Annotated in this window: 13 protein-coding genes; 5 read left to right on the top strand and 8 right to left on the bottom strand. The window is 68.7% G+C overall.

What is annotated here, in order from left to right; translation table 11 throughout:
* Positions 1–95 precede the first annotated feature (95 nt).
* Both ACZ50J_RS01355 and ACZ50J_RS01350 read left to right on the top strand, forming a co-directional pair.
* Positions 96–563 (top strand): MerR family transcriptional regulator, encoded by a 468-nt coding sequence (locus tag ACZ50J_RS01355; protein ID WP_464299493.1) that lies wholly within the window; start codon positions 96–98, stop codon positions 561–563.
* Positions 560–1,558, top strand: coding sequence for an aldo/keto reductase (locus tag ACZ50J_RS01350; RefSeq protein ID WP_464299492.1), 999 nt, complete (start codon positions 560–562; stop codon positions 1,556–1,558). Before ACZ50J_RS01355 ends, ACZ50J_RS01350 begins: the two co-directional genes overlap by 4 nt.
* A 1-nt stretch (position 1,559) precedes the next feature.
* Here the strand turns inward: ACZ50J_RS01350 and ACZ50J_RS01345 are convergent, their stop codons facing one another.
* Entirely contained in the window at positions 1,560–3,008 is a 1,449-nt protein-coding gene (locus tag ACZ50J_RS01345) for a UDP-N-acetylmuramoyl-L-alanyl-D-glutamate--2,6-diaminopimelate ligase (protein ID WP_464299491.1), read from the bottom strand.
* 298 nt (positions 3,009–3,306) lie between these two features.
* Between ACZ50J_RS01345 and ACZ50J_RS01340 the strand changes: the two genes are divergently transcribed.
* Positions 3,307–5,451: a hypothetical protein gene (locus ACZ50J_RS01340; protein ID WP_464299490.1), complete on the top strand. Its 2,145-nt coding sequence runs from the start codon at positions 3,307–3,309 to the stop codon at positions 5,449–5,451.
* Positions 5,452–5,487: 36 nt separating this feature from the next.
* Complete coding sequence (locus ACZ50J_RS01335; protein ID WP_464299489.1) at positions 5,488–6,369, top strand: M56 family metallopeptidase; 882 nt, start codon at positions 5,488–5,490, stop codon at positions 6,367–6,369.
* 10 nt (positions 6,370–6,379) lie between these two features.
* Here the strand turns inward: ACZ50J_RS01335 and ACZ50J_RS01330 are convergent, their stop codons facing one another.
* From ACZ50J_RS01330 to ACZ50J_RS01305, 6 genes are all read right to left on the bottom strand, one after another.
* Positions 6,380–6,772: a BlaI/MecI/CopY family transcriptional regulator gene (locus ACZ50J_RS01330; protein ID WP_464299488.1), complete on the bottom strand. Its 393-nt coding sequence runs from the start codon at positions 6,770–6,772 to the stop codon at positions 6,380–6,382.
* Positions 6,766–10,125 (bottom strand): thiol reductant ABC exporter subunit CydC, encoded by a 3,360-nt coding sequence (cydC, locus tag ACZ50J_RS01325; protein WP_464299487.1) that lies wholly within the window; start codon positions 10,123–10,125, stop codon positions 6,766–6,768. Before cydC ends, ACZ50J_RS01330 begins: the two co-directional genes overlap by 7 nt.
* A complete protein-coding gene (gene cydB, locus ACZ50J_RS01320) occupies positions 10,122–11,204 on the bottom strand; it encodes a cytochrome d ubiquinol oxidase subunit II (protein ID WP_464299486.1) in 1,083 nt (360 codons plus the stop codon). The genes cydC and cydB overlap by 4 nt, the downstream gene beginning before the upstream one ends.
* A 105-nt stretch (positions 11,205–11,309) precedes the next feature.
* A complete protein-coding gene (locus ACZ50J_RS01315; RefSeq protein WP_464299485.1) occupies positions 11,310–12,755 on the bottom strand; it encodes a cytochrome ubiquinol oxidase subunit I in 1,446 nt (481 codons plus the stop codon).
* Between the two features lie 113 nt (positions 12,756–12,868).
* Entirely contained in the window at positions 12,869–13,843 is a 975-nt protein-coding gene (locus tag ACZ50J_RS01310; RefSeq protein ID WP_464299484.1) for a pirin family protein, read from the bottom strand.
* A gap of 28 nt (positions 13,844–13,871) precedes the next feature.
* A complete protein-coding gene (locus tag ACZ50J_RS01305) occupies positions 13,872–14,324 on the bottom strand; it encodes a MarR family winged helix-turn-helix transcriptional regulator (protein ID WP_464299483.1) in 453 nt (150 codons plus the stop codon).
* A gap of 55 nt (positions 14,325–14,379) precedes the next feature.
* On the opposite strand from ACZ50J_RS01305, the gene ACZ50J_RS01300 reads away from it, so the two are divergent.
* Positions 14,380–15,312, top strand: coding sequence for a pirin family protein (locus ACZ50J_RS01300; RefSeq protein ID WP_464299482.1), 933 nt, complete (start codon positions 14,380–14,382; stop codon positions 15,310–15,312).
* A gap of 101 nt (positions 15,313–15,413) precedes the next feature.
* On the opposite strand, the gene ACZ50J_RS01295 is transcribed toward ACZ50J_RS01300, so the two are convergent.
* Positions 15,414–16,418, bottom strand: a complete 1,005-nt coding sequence (locus tag ACZ50J_RS01295) for an aldo/keto reductase family protein (protein ID WP_464299481.1) — start codon at positions 16,416–16,418, stop codon at positions 15,414–15,416.
* Position 16,419: the final 1 nt, after the last annotated feature.

Below are 16,419 nucleotides of genomic sequence, written 5' to 3'. Positions count from 1 at the left end.
CACCCATCGTCGCAAAGGCGATCTCGGTCCGGCCAGCGACCCGCGGAACATCCGTGCTTGCGTTCGAGCGCGCTCAAAGGCCTAGCGTCTTCGGTATGGCAGTTGAAGAACTGATGCGCAAGGCGCTGGACGCGGTCGGGGAGCCGGACAGTCCGCTGATTCGCGAGGTGTTCGACCGGCTGGTGACCAACAGCCTGCCGACCGAACCGATGACGGTGCAGGAGGTGGCGGAACTGCTCGACACGTCCCCACACACGCTGCGTTACTACGAGCGGATCGGCCTGGTCGACATCGACCGGGACGACGCCGGTCACCGTCGCTACGACACGGATGCAGTCCGGCGGCTGGTGTTCCTGACCCGAATGCGCCTGTCCGGTATGCCGATCCGAGACCTGCAGCACTACATCGCGCTGGTCGACGAGGGTGCGGAAACGGTGCCCGAGCGCCTGGAGATGTTGCTGGAACACCGCGACACCCTGCGCCGGCAGATCCGCGAACTCACGCTCTCGTTGGCCGCCACCGAATACAAGATCGCCACCTACGGAGGAGACACCGCACCGTGAACAACGACACCACCGTTCCGCGCCGCCACATCGCCGACCTCGAGGTCTCGGCCCTCGGCCTCGGCTGCATGGGCATGAACTTCGGGTATGGCGCCACCGCCGACGACCGCCCCGAAGCGCTCGCGACCCTGCACGAGGCGCTCGACCTCGGGATCAACCTGCTCGACACCGCCGACATGTATGCCGCCGGGGAGAACGAGCGGCTGCTCGCCGAAGTACTGGCCACCCGCCGCGACGAAGTCGTGCTCGCCACGAAGTTCGGCATCACCACCGGAGCCGACGGATTCCCGAACGGGTCGAATGGAACACCCGACTACCTCCGCGCGTGCATCGACGCCTCACTGCAGCGTCTGGGCGTCGAGACGATCGACCTGTATTACCTGCACCGTGTCGACCCGGACGTGCCGATCGAGGAGACCGTCGGCGCCATGGCCGAACTCGTCGCCGCCGGCAAGGTGCGACAGCTCGGACTCTCGGAGGCGTCCGCCGACACGCTGCGCCGGGCGAGCGCCATACATCCGATCGCGGCACTGCAGTCGGAGTGGTCGATCTTCAGCCGGGACATCGAGGAGTCCGACGTGCCCGCGGCACGCGAACTCGGGGTCACGATCGTGCCCTACAGCCCGCTCGGGCGCGGGATGCTCACCGGATCGGCGGCTGCCACGACCGGGATCGGCAGCGACTTCCGGAGCACGTTGCCGCGCTGGCAAGGAGACAACCTGACCGCCAATCTCGCACTGGTGGAACGCATCCGGGGCATCGCGGCCGACCTGTCCGCCACACCTGCACAGGTCGCCCTCGCCTGGCTGCTCGCACAGGGCGAGGACGTCGTCCCGATTCCCGGCACCAAGCAACGCCGCTATCTGCGGCAGAACGTCGGCGCGACGACGCTCGAGCTTCCGACCGCAGCCGTCGACGAACTGTCCGCCTTGCGGGTCGTCGGTGATCGCTACCCGGACATGTCCTGGGTCGCCGGCGACACGCGCGCCGGTTGAGTCAGCGAGCGGCCAACAGCTCGGTGACGACGGTCGTGTCGTGGAACGGCACGTCACCGGTGGCCAGGTGCTGCACCCGCTCGTGCCCCTTGCCCGCCACGACGACGACGTCGCCCGGGCGTGCCTCGCGCAGCGCCGCGTCGATCGCGGCCCGCCGGTCGATGACGATCGTGGTGTTGGCGGGGTCGGCACCGGCCATCACCTCGTCGGCGATGTCCTGCGGGTCCTCGTGGTAGGCGTCGTCGGTGGTGATGATCGCGACGTCGGCCAGTTCGGAGGCGACGGCGCCCATCTTCGGACGCTTGTCGCGGTCGCGGGCACCGGCCGCGCCATACACACACAGCAGGCGGCCGTCGCCGGCGACCTCGCGCGCGACCTCGAGGACGGCGCGCAGCCCGATGTCGGTGTGCGCGTAGTCGACGACGACCTCGAAGCCGCGGTCGACGGCGGCGGGGACGCGCTCGAATCGCCCTGGCACCTGGTTCATCGCGCTGACCGCGCGGGCCAGTATGTTCGGCGACATACCCATCTCGAGCGCGATCCCGGCGGCGCCGGCGACGTTGTGCACGTTGTAGTCGCCGAGCAGCGGGATGCTCAGCTGCAGCCGTCCGTTGCGCGGCGTCACCAGCTCGAAGACCGTGCGCGCGCCGTCGCGACGCTCGTCCTCGATCCGGTAGTCGGCCGTCAGCGCCGCCCCGAAGGTGAGCGTGCCGGGGATCTCGTGCGCCAGGCGCGCACCCCACTCGTCATCCGCGTTGGCGAGCTTCGGTCCGTCGGTCCACTCGAAGAGCCGGCGCTTGGTCAGGTAGTAGGCCTCCATCGTGCCGTGCAGATCGAGGTGGTCGCGGGTGAGGTTGGTGAAAAGTGCCGCGGCATAACGAGTTCCGTCCACCCGATGCAGATGTATGCCGTGCGAGCTGGTCTCCAGGACCACGTGCTGCACACCCGCGTCACGCATCCGGGCCAGGTTGGCCTGCACGACGGTGGCCTCACCCGTCGTACGCACGGCCATCTCGTGGTGCTCCGCGATGATGATCTCGGCGGTGGTCATCAGGCCGGTCGCGGCCTCGCCGTACGCACCGCTGAGGATCGCGTGCAGCACGTAGGAGCTGGTGGTCTTGCCGTTGGTGCCGGTGACGCCGTAGACCGTCAGGTCATGCGAGGGGTGTCCGGCGAGCTCGGTCGCGAGCGCCGCGAGCGCCACCCGGTCGTCGGGCACGACGGCCGTCGGGATGCCGTCGATCGGCTCCTCGGCAACCACCAGCGCGGCACCTCGCTCCATCGCCTGCGGCGCGAAGTCGGCACCGCGGCTGGTGAACCCGTTGATGGCGACGAATGCGCCGCCGGGCACGACTGCACGTGAGTCATGGGTGACTGCGACGATCGGCCCGGAGAGAGGGGGCACCTCGACTCCGAGCACGCGCGCAACGCTCTTCTGGTCCAACGACACCGTGGGAGCGTACCCGCCACGGGGCCGACGGCGGACGGTGGGCGCGCGGTGCGCGGGCGCATCGGAGCGCGTCCCGATATCACCGTCTAGGGATTTCTAGTGTTGTCGCGATACTCCCCTACACGACGGCATCGAGCACGCCGGTAGGTCACGAACAGATTTCGACGGCGGCTCGGCGTGGGAACGCGACAAACAGCGTGTCAGACTCATGCCGAGCGACCGCGATTCCCGGAAGGTTGTCCCAACCCGCCGGTAACCTCCGGTCCGGTATACCTCCAGCAGCCGACTCGAAAGCGCCATGACTGAGCACGAACACGACGTTCCGCCGCGCCCGGCGTTCGTCCTGCAAGTGCGCACCGACCCCAGCGGCGCACCGACGGCCTGGCTGGACGACGAGCAGATCACCGTCCCGCCCGGAGTTGGCATCCACCGCGCCCTGATCCGTGCCGCGCGCCGGCGCGCCGATCGCACCCAGCCGGGACACACGATCCGGGTCGCGGGTATGACGCCGGACGGCGCGACGTTCCACCTCGCGATCGGACCGGACGGCGAGGCGTGGGAAGTGCCGCCGCCGGAGATGGTTGCCCCCACGGACGACACCGCGGACGACACCTCGGCCGGCACGTCGAAGGACACGGCCGCCGCCTCGGCCGAACCGGCCGGTGGACCCGTCCCGGACGAGATCTCGCACGTCATCGAGTTGCAGGACCGCGAGGAGGGACTCGTCGGCCTCGTCGACGACGAGGAGGTCTCGTTGACGCCGGGCACCGACCCCTACGACCAGTTGCTGCGCGAGGCGCGGCGCCGGGCCGACCGCCACGCCCCGGGCGAGACCGTCCGGGTGCTCGGCCGGACTCCGGGCTCCCGGGTCTGGCACATCGCACTGACCCCGGACGGCACCCCACAGGTGGTGGCCCCGGTCCAGCAGCGTGCGGAGACGCGGACGGACACGCGTACCGAGCCGCGCACCGAACCGATGGCCCCCGTCAACGCGTTCCGTCCGGCGGACCCCGCACCGGCGGTCGAGGAGCCGGAGCCGCAACCGGCATACGCACTCGAGGACGACGAACCGACCGAGGCGCTGACCCCGCCGACGCAGGCGCTCACCGACGACCACGGTCGTCCGATCCCGACGACGACGGCGCCCTCGACCGCGCCGCACGGCTTCGACCAGCCCGCTGCCCCGGCGTGGTCGGACGAGGACGACACCTTCGACGGCCAGGACACCTCACCGGAACCGGAGCCTGCGGGGACACGGGACGGGCGAGGACCGTCGCGTCGTTCGCTGCTGCTCGGCGGCGCCGGCGCGGTCGTGCTGGCCGGCGCGGCGGCTGCGGGGTTCTTCGCACTGCGCTCCGACGGTGACGGCACCACCGGCCGGCCGACGCCCACGGTGTCGGGGACGCCACTGCCGGACAGCATCCGCCCGCCCGCCGGCCTGCCCGCCAGCTACCTCTGGTCGGTGGTGAAGATCTCCGACGTCTCGCCGCAGCTCGTCGTGACCGCCAAGCAGTTGGTCGTCACCGTCGACAACGACACGACCGGTGGCATTCAACTGGTCTCCCTGGATCCGGCGTCGGGCAAGTCGCAGTGGAAGGCCGACCTCCCGGTCGACGCGGTCGTGGCCGATGGTCCGGCCCTGGTCCCGATCGACGGGACCGATCTGATCGTCCTGACCACGCAGACGCAGATCATCGCCTACCCCCTCGCCGGCGGCGACCCCAAGACCTGGCCGCTGGAGCAGAAGTGGAGCACTGCGCTGGCTCCGAGCGGCGTGATCGTCACCAAGCCGGGCGACCGCAAGTCCGCCTACATCCTGTATGGCGACAAGCTCACCCCGCGTGTACTGCCCACGGGCACCAACCCGGTGGCCGTGCTCGCCGACGGCACACTCGTCGCGACCAACTCGCAGGGCAAGGTCTGGCTCAGCAAGGACGCCACGACCGCTCCCGAGCCGCACACCCTCAAGGCGCCGAGTGGCACGACACCGGGCACCTTCATCGCGGCCACCCGCGACCAGCTGATCACCGCCTTCGTGCCAAAGAACGACCCGAAGGCGTCGCGGGTGCGGACCTTCTCGTTGCCCCAGCTGCAGCCGCGCATCACCACCGCGCCGATCGAACCCGCTGTGTTCCCTGCGAATTTCATGCTCGCCCCGGACGAGACCTGGGCCGTCGCAGGCAACACCTGGGTCGACATGACCACGGGCGACAGCCACATCATCGCGGCGAAGTGGTCACCGATCGGGATCTCGCAGTTCAACTCGTGGAGCAAGTCCGGCGACAACGTCCTGACGGCAACCAACCGGGGCAAGTCGGTCCAACCCGCCAAGCAGTCCAACGGCCAGGTCGCCGTGCCCAAGGGCGGCACCGCGAAGGTCGCCTACTGCGTCGCGTCGATCGGCAGCGACACCACCCTGTATGCCGTCCCGATCAAGGGCTGACCGCGACAACACGGTCTCCCTTGCGAGAATGACGCCGTGCTCACGACCGGATTGTTCGTGGTCGCGGTCCTGCTCACCTGGCCGGTCCCGCGGCTGCTACCGCGCCTGACCGCGCTGGAATACGTCCCGGGTCCGGGTCTGCTTCTGTGGCAAGCGATTTCGTTGTCCGCAGTCTTCGCGTCCGTGTGCCTTGCACCGCTCGCGATCCTGCAGGTCGTCCGGGACGGACGGCAGATCCCGGCCCCGGCCGCGAACATCCCGCTACTGCTCGTCGGTCTGCTGATCTCCGGCCTGATCGTCGCGCGACTGTTGCTGCAGGGTCACCGGATCGGCCGGAACCTGCGCGCGGCACGACGCGAGCATGCCGAGCTCGTCGACCTGCTGGGTGACCCGCGGGCGGAGGCGCCATACGACTCGGTGACGGTGTTGGCCCATCCGACGCCCACGGCCTACTGCATTCCGGGCAAGCGACGCCGAGTCGTGTTGACCGACAGCACTATTCGCGCTTTGCCGGGCGAGGACCTGGCTGGCGTGCTGGCGCACGAGCGAGCCCACCTGCGGCTCCGGCACGACCTGGTCCTGGAGTTCTTCACCGTGCTGCACACGGCAGTGCCTCGCGCCATACGCAGTGATCGCGGCATGCAGGAGGTGCGGTTGCTGATCGAGCTGCTCGCCGACCGCGCCGCGTGCCGCACGGTCGGGCCGGTGCCGGTGGCCCGGGCGCTGGTGCACCTGTCGGACGGTGCGCACCCGGACGCGATGCTCGGGGCGAACGGCGCTCCGGCGGTCCGCCGGATGGAGCTGCTGGCCGACAACGGTTCGCACCGGCGGTTGTCCGTGGTGGTCCTCGCGGTTGCCGTGTTGGTCGTGGTGGCCACCGGCGTCACTGCGTGGGGGGCGCTGCTCGGAGTCGGTTGACGGCCCTGCGTCAGCGTCCGTGCCGGCGCTCGACCTCGGCGAGTCCGGCACGCAACACGTCGATGTCGTCCGCGGAGGCGTTGTCCAGGAAGCTGAGCAGCGCCGCCTTGCGGTCGTCCGGCGCCAGCGACGCCAGGCTCGACTGCAGCACCTCGGCGGTGAGCTGGTCGCGCGTCGACGCGGCGCGGTAGCGCCAGGCACGGCCGGCACGCTCCCGCCCGACGAGATCCTTCTTGGCCAGCCGGTCGAGCACCGTCATCACCGTGGTGTAGGCCAAATCACGGTCGACGAGCCGCTCGTGGACCTCGCGGACCGACAGCCAGCCGCCCTCCGGGAGCGCCCACAACTGCTCCATGACCGCACTCTCCAGATCACCGAGTCCGGACCGTCCCTGCCTCACCACGACGACACCGTAACCCGCTCGTCCGCAGCGCTCGGCAGCCGTATGGCGAACTCCCGGTCCGGCGCCAGGTCCCCGACGCCCTGATGGGAGACAGCAACGACGGAGGCGCCGGCCGCGGCGACGCGCAGGTCGTGCATCACCGCTCGCGCGGTGGGCGAATCGAGGTGTGCGACGGGCTCGTCCAACAGCAGGATCGGGCGCGCGGACAGCAGGGCACGAGCGATCGCGAGGCGGGTGCGTTCGCCCCCGCTGAGGTTCCGGCCGCCACCGAGTTCGGTGGCCAACCCCTCCGGCAGGGTCGCCAGCCACCGGCCGAGCCCGGCGTCGACGAGTGCCCGCGCGATCTGCTGGTCGGTGCCGCTCGGGCGCGCCAGGAGCAGGTTGGCGCGGACCGTGCCGGCGAAGACGTGCGGTTCGTCGTCGACGATCGCCAGCCGGGCGCGCACGTCGACGAGTCGACTGCGCTGTACGTCGGCCCCGTCGAATGTGTAGTCACCGGAGGCGATCTCGAGGTGTCGGGCGAGGACCGCCAGCAGGGTCGACTTGCCGGCGCCGTTCGGGCCGGTGACGCTGACCCGGTCACCGGGCTCGAGGCGGAAGTCGTCGACGGCCAGGTCCGTGGTGTCGCCGGTCCAGGAGGCACGAACGTCGCGCAGCCGGACCCGGTCCGGCCCTCCCGGCAGGTCGACGGGTGCCTCGGGGTCGTGCACCCTGGGTGACTGCTCGGCGAGGTCCCGCAGCCGGGCATGCGCCCACCGCCCACGGGCCGCCGCGCCGATGGCATCGGGCAGCGTCGCGAGCACGTCGGTGAGCGCGAGTGGTCCCAGCACCAGCAATGCGGCGATCGGCGCCGTCAGCTCCCCGCTCGCCATACCGTCGCGAGCGACGAGCGCGGTCAGGACGGTGGCTGCTCCGGCCAGCGCGGTGGTCAGGGCGATCCCGGTGGCCCGTCCGCGCGCTTGCCGGATCGTCGCGCGGGTGCTCTCACGAGCCGCGTCGTCGAGCTGTCGGAGCAATGGTTCGGCGGCCGCGATCGCTTGCACCGCAGGCAGATTCGTGGTGACGAGCTGTGCGGAGCGGTGGACCTTCGCCCGCGCTCGGAGGGTATGCCGCTGGCCGTCGCTCTCCAGCCGGTAGTCCCACCAGCCGACCAGGGCGACGGCGAGAACGACGAGGCCGAGGACCAGCCCACTCGCCGGGTGGAGCACGGTCACGACACCCAGCGTCAGCGCAGCGGCGATGGCACAGCCGAGGAACGGGACCAACGCCCGGACCTGCACGTCGACCTCGTCATCCAGGTCGCTCACGGCGCCGGTCAACACGTCGGCCCGGCGGCGCCGGCCCAGCCCGGCGGGTGTCAACGGGATCAACCTCGCGAAGAGCGTCGCCCGGCGCTCGACGAGATCGCCGAGCGCGGCGTCGTGGGAGCGGATCCGTTCGGCGTAGCGCAGCACCGGCCGTCCGATGCCGAACGCCCGCACGCAGACGATGGCCACCAGCAGGGTCAACACCGGCGGCCGGGTGCTCGCCTGCACGATCAGCCAGCCGGAGGTCGCGGTCAGGGCGACGCCGCACACGGAGGCGAGTGCGCCGATCAGCGCCGCCGGCAGCACGCCCGGCACCGGCCGCCACACAGAGGCAGAGGTCCTTGAGGAGGTCGCGAGCTCCGCCCTGAGGGCTCGCGAGGGACGAGCGAGCGTCTCGAGGTCCCGCTCGTCGGAAGAAGGGCCAAGAGACCTCGAGACCCTTCGAGACGCCGGATCGTCCCTCACCGGCTCCTCGGGGGTCTCTTCGGTCGTCGCTGACTCCAGCCGAATCAAGCTGTCCGCCAACGACATCAGCCGCTGATCGTGCGTGGCCGCGACTACGGTGCGGGTGCGCGCGAGGTGCCGGATCATGGACTCGACCTGCTGCTGCATGGCGGTGTCCAGATGCGCGGTCGGCTCATCCAGCAGGACGACCGGGGCGTCCGACAGCTTCGCCCGGGTCAGGGCGAGGAGCGCGCGTTGCCCCGCGGACAGGCCGAAGCCGTCGTCCCCGACGATCGTGTCAAGGCCGTCCGGCAGGCGGCGCAGCGGCTCCGGAAGCCAGTCCGTCCCCGGCGGCAACTCCGTTGCCACGGTGAGGTTCTCGGCGATGCTGCCCGGCATCAGGAAGGGTCGCTGGGTCACGAAGTGCATCGGTGGCGCACTGACGGAACCGGTCGTGGGAGTGCGCACGCCGGCGAGCAACTCCAGCAGAGTCGTCTTCCCACAACCCGACGGCCCGGTCAGCACGGTCAGCCCGGTGCGACAGTCCAGATCGAGATCACGGATGACCAGCTGCTGCTCCCCCGGGTAGCGATAGCCCAGACTCTGTGCGCGCACCGCCGTTCCGGACGTCGCCCGGCGTGCGGGCCGCGTCGAGTCGTCGGCGAGCAGCTCCTCGATCGCCTGTGCACCGTCCGCCGCCGCGTGGAACTCCTGTCCCACCCTGCGGATCGGCCAATACGCCTCCGGCGCCAGGAGTATGGCGACCAACCCCACCTCGAGGCTCAGTCCGCCGTTCACCAGCCGCAGCCCGACCGAGACCGCGACGATCGCCACCGAGATCGTGGCGAGCAGTTCCAGCGCAGCCGAGCTGAGGAACGCCGTGCGCAACGTCCGGATCGTCGCCGCACGCCACCGCCGGCCGACGGTACGCACCAGGCCGACCTGGTGCTCTGCGCGCTGGTAATTGACCAGAGTGGGAAGACCACGCATCACATCGAGGAAATGCCCTGTCAGTCGGTCGGTTTCACGCCACCGGGCGGCTGTCTCGTCCCGGGTGTGCATTCCGATGAGCGCGGCGAAGAGCGGCAGCAGCGGCAATGTGAGCACCACGATCAGCGCGCTGACCCAGTCCGTGACGGCCAGCGCCACCAGCGCGAATGCGGGGACCACGGCGGCGCTGATCAAGGTCGGCAGATATCGGGCGACATACGGCTCGACCGCAGCAGTCCCCTGTGTGGCGCGGGTCGTCATGACGGTCTCACTCGGACGCGTCTCGATCGTGCCACCCAGCCAGCGACTCATCGCACGGCGGCGGAGCAGGTTGCCGACATACGAACCTGCCCAGGCCGCAACGCGTTCCGCCGCCCCTCCGACGATCGCCCGCAGCGCGAAGACTGCCGACACGAACACCGCCGGCCCCAGCAGCGAGTGTCCGCGCACCACGGCAACGACGATGCCGGCGACCGCGACGGCCTGCGCGATCGCGAGCGCACCCTGCACCACACCGATCACGCTGAGCGCGGCCAACGGGCGACGTACCCGCGGTTCGGCTCGCAGCAGTCGGGTGTCGAACGGGCGCGCGGATCCGCCTGCAGCCGTCACGTCGTCGGCCCGGTTCCCAGGGTCCGCTGATCCGCCGGCACATCGACCGTCGCGAGCGGATCCGTCTGTGGCGCAATGTGATCGGTGCTGATCCGCTTGCGGAAGACCCAGTAGTTCCACGCCGTGTAGAGCAACATGATCGGGGTGAAGACGACCGCCGCCCCGGTCATGATCTGCAAGGTCAGGTGCGAGCTCGCGGCGTTGTGCACCGTCAGGTTGTATGCCGCGGAGGTGGTGCTCGGCATGACATCGGGGTATGCCGCCAGGAAGTAGGTCGCGGTGGCCGCGCCGATCGTCAGGAACGTGCCCCCGAACGCCAGGCCGTCCTTGTCCAACCGGTCCGCGACCAGCGCGCCGAGGAAGCAGACCACGCCGATGATCGTGACGATCCACGACCAGACGGTGCCGGTGTGCACGTTGATCCACACCAGCAGCGCCACAGCGAGCAACGCCGCAACGGGAGCGGCCAGGCGGGCGATCCGCCGCGCGTCCTCGTGGACCGAGCCGCTGGTCTTGAGCGCGAGGAAGAACGCGCCGTGCACCAGCGAAAGCGCCACGAACGCAACGCCGCCCAGCAGACTCATCGGATTGAGCAGGGTGAAGAACGTGCCGGTGAAGTTCCCGCTGCGGTCGACCGGCACCCCGTGGATCAGGTTGGTCAGCGCGATGCCGACCAACAGCGGCGGCAGAACGGAGCCACCGACTATCACGGCGTCCCAGGCCGATCGCCACCGGTCGCTGTCGCGCTTGTAGCGGTATTCCAGGCCCATGTTGCGCAGGATCAGCGCAACCAGCAGCAACAGCATGGCGAGGTAGAAGCCGCTGAACATCGTTGCGTACCAGGCGGGGAAGGCCGCGAACATCGCCCCTCCGGCGGTGATCAGCCACACCTCATTGCCGTCCCAGAACGGACCGATCGTGGTGAGCATCAGCCGCCGCTTGTCGTTGGTCTCGGCCTTCGTACGGCCGCGACCGATGATCGCCAACAACATGCCGACACCGAAGTCGAAGCCCTCCAGGATGAGGTAGCCCGCCCAGAGCACGCCGATGAGGATGAACCAGAACGTTTCCAGAGACATCGCGAATTCCCTTCAGCATCAGTGATGCCCGGGGCGCAGGGTGGCTGGCAGCAAGCTGCCTGCCACCCTGCGCCCCGGACCTCCTGTGCTCATCATTTTTCAAAGTCAGTACGAGAACGCCAGCGGCTCGTCGTCCGCGGACTGCTTCGTGGGTTTGTAGGGGTCTGCGCCGCGGCGGGTGTAGTCGAGCATCAACTTGATCTCGACGACCGCGAGCCCGGCATACAGGATCGTGAAGACGACCATCGAGGTGATCACCGAGCCGACGCTGACGCTCGGCGAGACGCCGGACGAGGTCGTCATGACGCCGTACACCAGCCACGGCTGACGACCGGTCTCGGTGAAGATCCAGCCGAAACTGTTGCCCAGCACGGGAAGCAGTGGCGCCGCGATGCCCGCGAGCACCAGCCACCGCGGGATCTCCGAGCGGCCCTTGCGAGTCAGCCAGAGCACCACGACCGAGATCAACGACGCCAGCATGCCGATGCCGATCATCAATCGGAAGGACCAGTAGGCCAGCGGGATGTTCGGGGTGAACACGGCGTCGGCGGGTTGCACGTAGTGAGCGGGTTGTCCGCGCTGGGCGGCCGCCTTCTCGATCTGACCGGGCAACTGACGTTTGAGGTCGTCGATGCCCTGGACCTTGCCGTTGAACGAGCCGGTGCCGAGGAAGCTGAGCACGCACGGCACGGTGATGGAGAACTTCTCGTGCTCACCGTCGAGCGAACCGATGGTGAAGATCGAGAATTCCGCGCAACTGTCCCGGGTCTGGTAAAGCGCTTCTGCCGCAGCCATTTTCATCGGCTGCACCTCGGTCATCACCTTGCCCTGGGTGTCACCTGTGATGGAGACGGCGAGGCCGGCGAGCAGCGTGACGACGGCGCCGACACGCGCCGCCTTGCGATACATCTGGATGTCGTGGGGGTGCTTGCGCATCGACCACAGACCGACACCCATCACCATCGCGCCACCGCAGAGGTATGCCGCGGCGAGCACGTGCGGGAAGGTCACGAGCTGCACCTTGTTGGTGAGTACGGCGACGAAGTCGGTCAGTTCGGCGCGACCGGTCGCCCGGTTGTACTTGTAGCCGACCGGGTGCTGCATGAAGGAGTTGGCGGCGAGGATGAAGTATGCCGACAGGACCGTCCCGATGTGCACGATCCAGATGCACGCCACGTGGATCTTCTCCGGGATACGCCCCCAGCCGAAGATCCACAGGCCGAGGAACGTCGACTCCATGAAGAACGCCAGCAGCGCCTCGAAGGCCAGCGGCGCCCCGAAGATGTCACCGACGAACTTGCTGTAGTCGGACCAGTTCATCCCGAACTGGAACTCCTGCACGATGCCGGTGACCAGCCCGAGGGCGAAGTTGATCGTGAAGAGCTTGCCGAAAAACTTTGCCAACCGGAGCAATTCGGGCCGGCGGCGGCGCAGGTACCACGTATGGAATCCGGCGACCATCGCCGAGAGGCCGATCGTGATCGGCACGAACAGGAAGTGGTAGACCGTCGTGATCGCGAATTGCCATCGCGCCAGATCGAGGGCGTCCACGCCGCCTCCTCCATTGACTACTACGAATTGTCGTAGCCAACGGTACTACTACGTTGCGTAGTTGGCGAGGGACGTTGGTCCCTGACCCGGCCGACCGGAGCGGAGGTACCCGGTCAGAGCACGTCGTGGCCGGGGTGCGGCTCGGCGGGAATGGTGCCGAGCCGACCGGCCTGGAAGTCCTCGAACGCCGTGATCAGTTCCTCGCGGGTGTTCATCACGAACGGACCGTATGCCGCGACGGGCTCGCGGATCGGGCGGCCGCCTATGATGTAGAGCTCCAGACTGGGGCTGCGCGACTCCTGGCTGTCGTCCGCGGCAACCTCGATGACATCTCCGGGCCCGAAGACGGCCAGCTGGCCCATTTCGATCGGACGGCGCCCTGCGCCAACGGATCCGCGGCCGGCCAACACGTAGACGAGCGCGTTGAAGTCCTTGCGCCACGGCAGTTGGACGCGCGCGCCCGGCGCCACGGTCGCGTGCACGACCGAGATCGGGGTGTGCGTGATGCCCGGACCCTCGTGGCCGTCGACCTCGCCGGCGATGACGCGCAGCAGCGCACCACCGTCCGGACTGGACAGCAGCGCGACCTCCTTACCGCGGATGTCCTGGTAGCGCGGGTCGGACATCTTCATCGTGCTCGGCAGGTTGACCCACAGCTGCAGGCCGTGGAAGAGACCGCCGGACATCACGAGCGACTCCGGCGGCTTCTCGATGTGCAGCAGCCCGGACCCGGCGGTCATCCATTGGGTGTCGCCGTCGGTGATGCGGCCACCGCCGCCGGCACTGTCCTGGTGCTCGAAGATGCCGTCGATGATGTAGGTGACGGTCTCGAAGCCGCGGTGCGGGTGCCACGGAGTGCCCTTCGGCTCACCGGGCGCGTATTCCACCTCACCCATCTGATCCATGTGGATGAACGGATCGAGATCCGCCATCGAGACTCCGGCGAACGCACGGCGCACCGGGAAACCTTCACCCTCGAACCCTTGCGGGGCGGTCGTGACCGACCGGACCGCACGCGGCTGCGCACCCGGCTCGGGCACGGAGACTCGCGGGAGGGTCAGGATGTTCGACACTGTGACAGCAGGCATGTGCGGTCCAACTTACTTCAGATTTGAATTATTCCGTGGTCGGTTCCCGCAGCCGGGTCTTCAGCCGGCCGAAGACCGCATCGAGCGTGGCGACCTCATCGGCGCTGAGGTCGTCCAGGAAGAGTTCGCGCACCGCCATCAGGTGCGACCGACTCGATCTGTCGAACGTCTCCCGTCCGACGTCGGTCAGACACGCATGTATGACGCGCGCGTCCTGCGCGTCCCGCTTGCGGCATACGAGACCACGACGTTCGAGTACGCCGACCTGATAACTCAGCCGGCTGCTGGAGAAGACCATCGCGTGCGCCAGATCGCCCATCCGCAGTTGCTCGTCCGGGGCTTCGCGGAGCGCCAGCAGCAGGTTGTACTCGGCAAGGGTGAGGTCCGAGGTCGCCCGGAACCGGTCGTCGAGGGCCTGTTGCAACAGGACGCTCGACTCCAGATAGGAGCGCCAGGCCTGCACACGGGAGACGGTCGCCATCGCATGCAGCTTAATCTCAAATTTTGCAAAGTTCACCGGAAGTTATCGTGTCCGAATGACGACGTTGCAACGCCTGGAGCCGCGCGAGGTTCCGCTCGGCGGCCTGCGGGCCATGCTGGTCCGGCGCACGATCCCGCACCGCGATCGGACGCTGGTCGGTGCGTGGTGCTTCGCCGATCACTTCGGGCCGTCGACCACGCCGATGGACGTCGCTCCGCACCCGCACTGCGGACTGCAGACGGTGACGTGGCTCTTCGACGGCGAGGTCGAACACCGCGACAGCGCGGGCAACGTGCAGCTCGTCCGACCGGGCGAGGTCAACCTGATGACCGCCGGCAACGGCATCAGCCATTCGGAGGTGTCCCGCTCGGACAACCTGCGCGGCGTGCAGTTGTGGGTGGCGCAACCCGACGCGGATCGCAACGGCACCAACGGTTTCGACCACTTCTCCACCCCGGAGATACCGTTGCCGGTGATGTCGGGTGAGGCGACCGCACGGGTCTTCGTCGGCGAACTGGCGGGTGCGACGTCGCCGGTGCGGACGTTCAGCCCGTTGGTGGGCGCGCAGATCGAGCTGGCTCCCGGCACCGCCGTCGACATCGCGGTCGACCCGTCCTTCGAGCACGCCGTGCTGCTCGACGACGGTGACCTGACGATCGCTCCCGGCGATGCCATGGAAGAGGAAGCGCTGGTGCTGGAGCATGCCGAGCTCGGGCTGGTCGACTCCGGTCGCGAGTTGATCCGCTTCATGTCCGGCGACGTGCCGGCGCGCGCCATACTCATCGGCGGCGTGCCGCTGGACGAGGACATCGTCATGTGGTGGAACTTCGTCGCCCGCAGCCACGAGGAGATCGTCGCCGCACGTGACGAATGGCAAGCGGGCTCAGGGCGATTCGGTCACGTCGAAGGGTATGACGGCCCGGTCGACCGAATCCCCGCTCCTGAGCTGCCGCCGCTGCGACTCAAGCCCCGCAAACCCCGCCCCTGAGGTGGCCGAGGAGCGAGGAACGAGCGTCTCGAGGTCCCTCATGTCGGAGCGACCTCGAGACGTTCGCTCGTCCCTCGCGAACTCCTCGGCCATCTCCGTGGTCAGGCCACGCGGTGCTCGGGCGACTTGGTGAGTGACGGGTCGCGCTGCGCCAGGCTGCCGAGCGCATCGTCGATCTTGGCCATCACGTCCGCGTCCAGCTTCACTCCGGAGGCCTTGACGTTCTCGGTGACCTGCTCCGGCCGGGAGGCACCGATGAGCGCGCTGGCGACGTTGTCATTCTGCAGCACCCAGGCGACGGCAAGCTGCGCCATCGTCAGGCCGAGGTCGGCCGCGATGGGCGCGAGTTTCTGCACGCCCGTGAGGGTTTCGTCGTTCAGGAAGCGCGCGATCATGTCCGCGCCGCCCTTCTCGTCGGTCGCGCGACTGCCGGCGGGCGGCTGCTCGCCCGGCTTGTACTTCCCGGTCAGGATTCCCTGCGCCACGGGCGACCAGACGATCTGCGAGATGCCCAGCTCGGCCGAGGTCGGCACGACCTGCTCCTCGATGACCCGCCACAACATCGAATACTGCGGCTGGTTCGAAATCAGCTGGAAACCAAGGTCTTTCGCGAGCTTGTGGCCTTCGCGCAGTTGCTCAGCCGTCCACTCGCTGACTCCGACATACAGCACCTTGCCCTGCCGGACCAGGTCCGCGAAGGCCTGCATGGTTTCTTCCAGCGGCGTCTCGTAGTCGTAGCGGTGCGCCTGGTAGAGGTCGACGTGGTCCGTGCCCAGCCGCTGCAGCGAGCCGTTGATCGACTCGGTGATGTGCTTGCGGGACAAGCCGGTGTCGTTGTGGCCCTTCGGCCCGGTCGGGAAGTAGACCTTGGTGAAGATCTCCAGGCTCTCGCGACGCTGACCCTTCAGCGCCTCGCCGAGCACGGTCTCCGCCGCGGTGTTGGCGTAGACGTCCGCGGTGTCGAATGTCGTGATGCCCGCGTCGAGCGCAGCGCGCACGCACGCGATCGCGGCGTCGTTCTCGACCTGGGACCCGTGGGTCAGCCAGTTGCCGTAGGTGATCTCCGAGATCTTCAGACCTGAATTGCCGAGGTAGCGAAACTCCATG

It is taken from the genome of Flexivirga sp. G2 (assembly GCF_055397625.1).
This window is presented reverse-complemented; position numbering and strand designations above follow the sequence as displayed.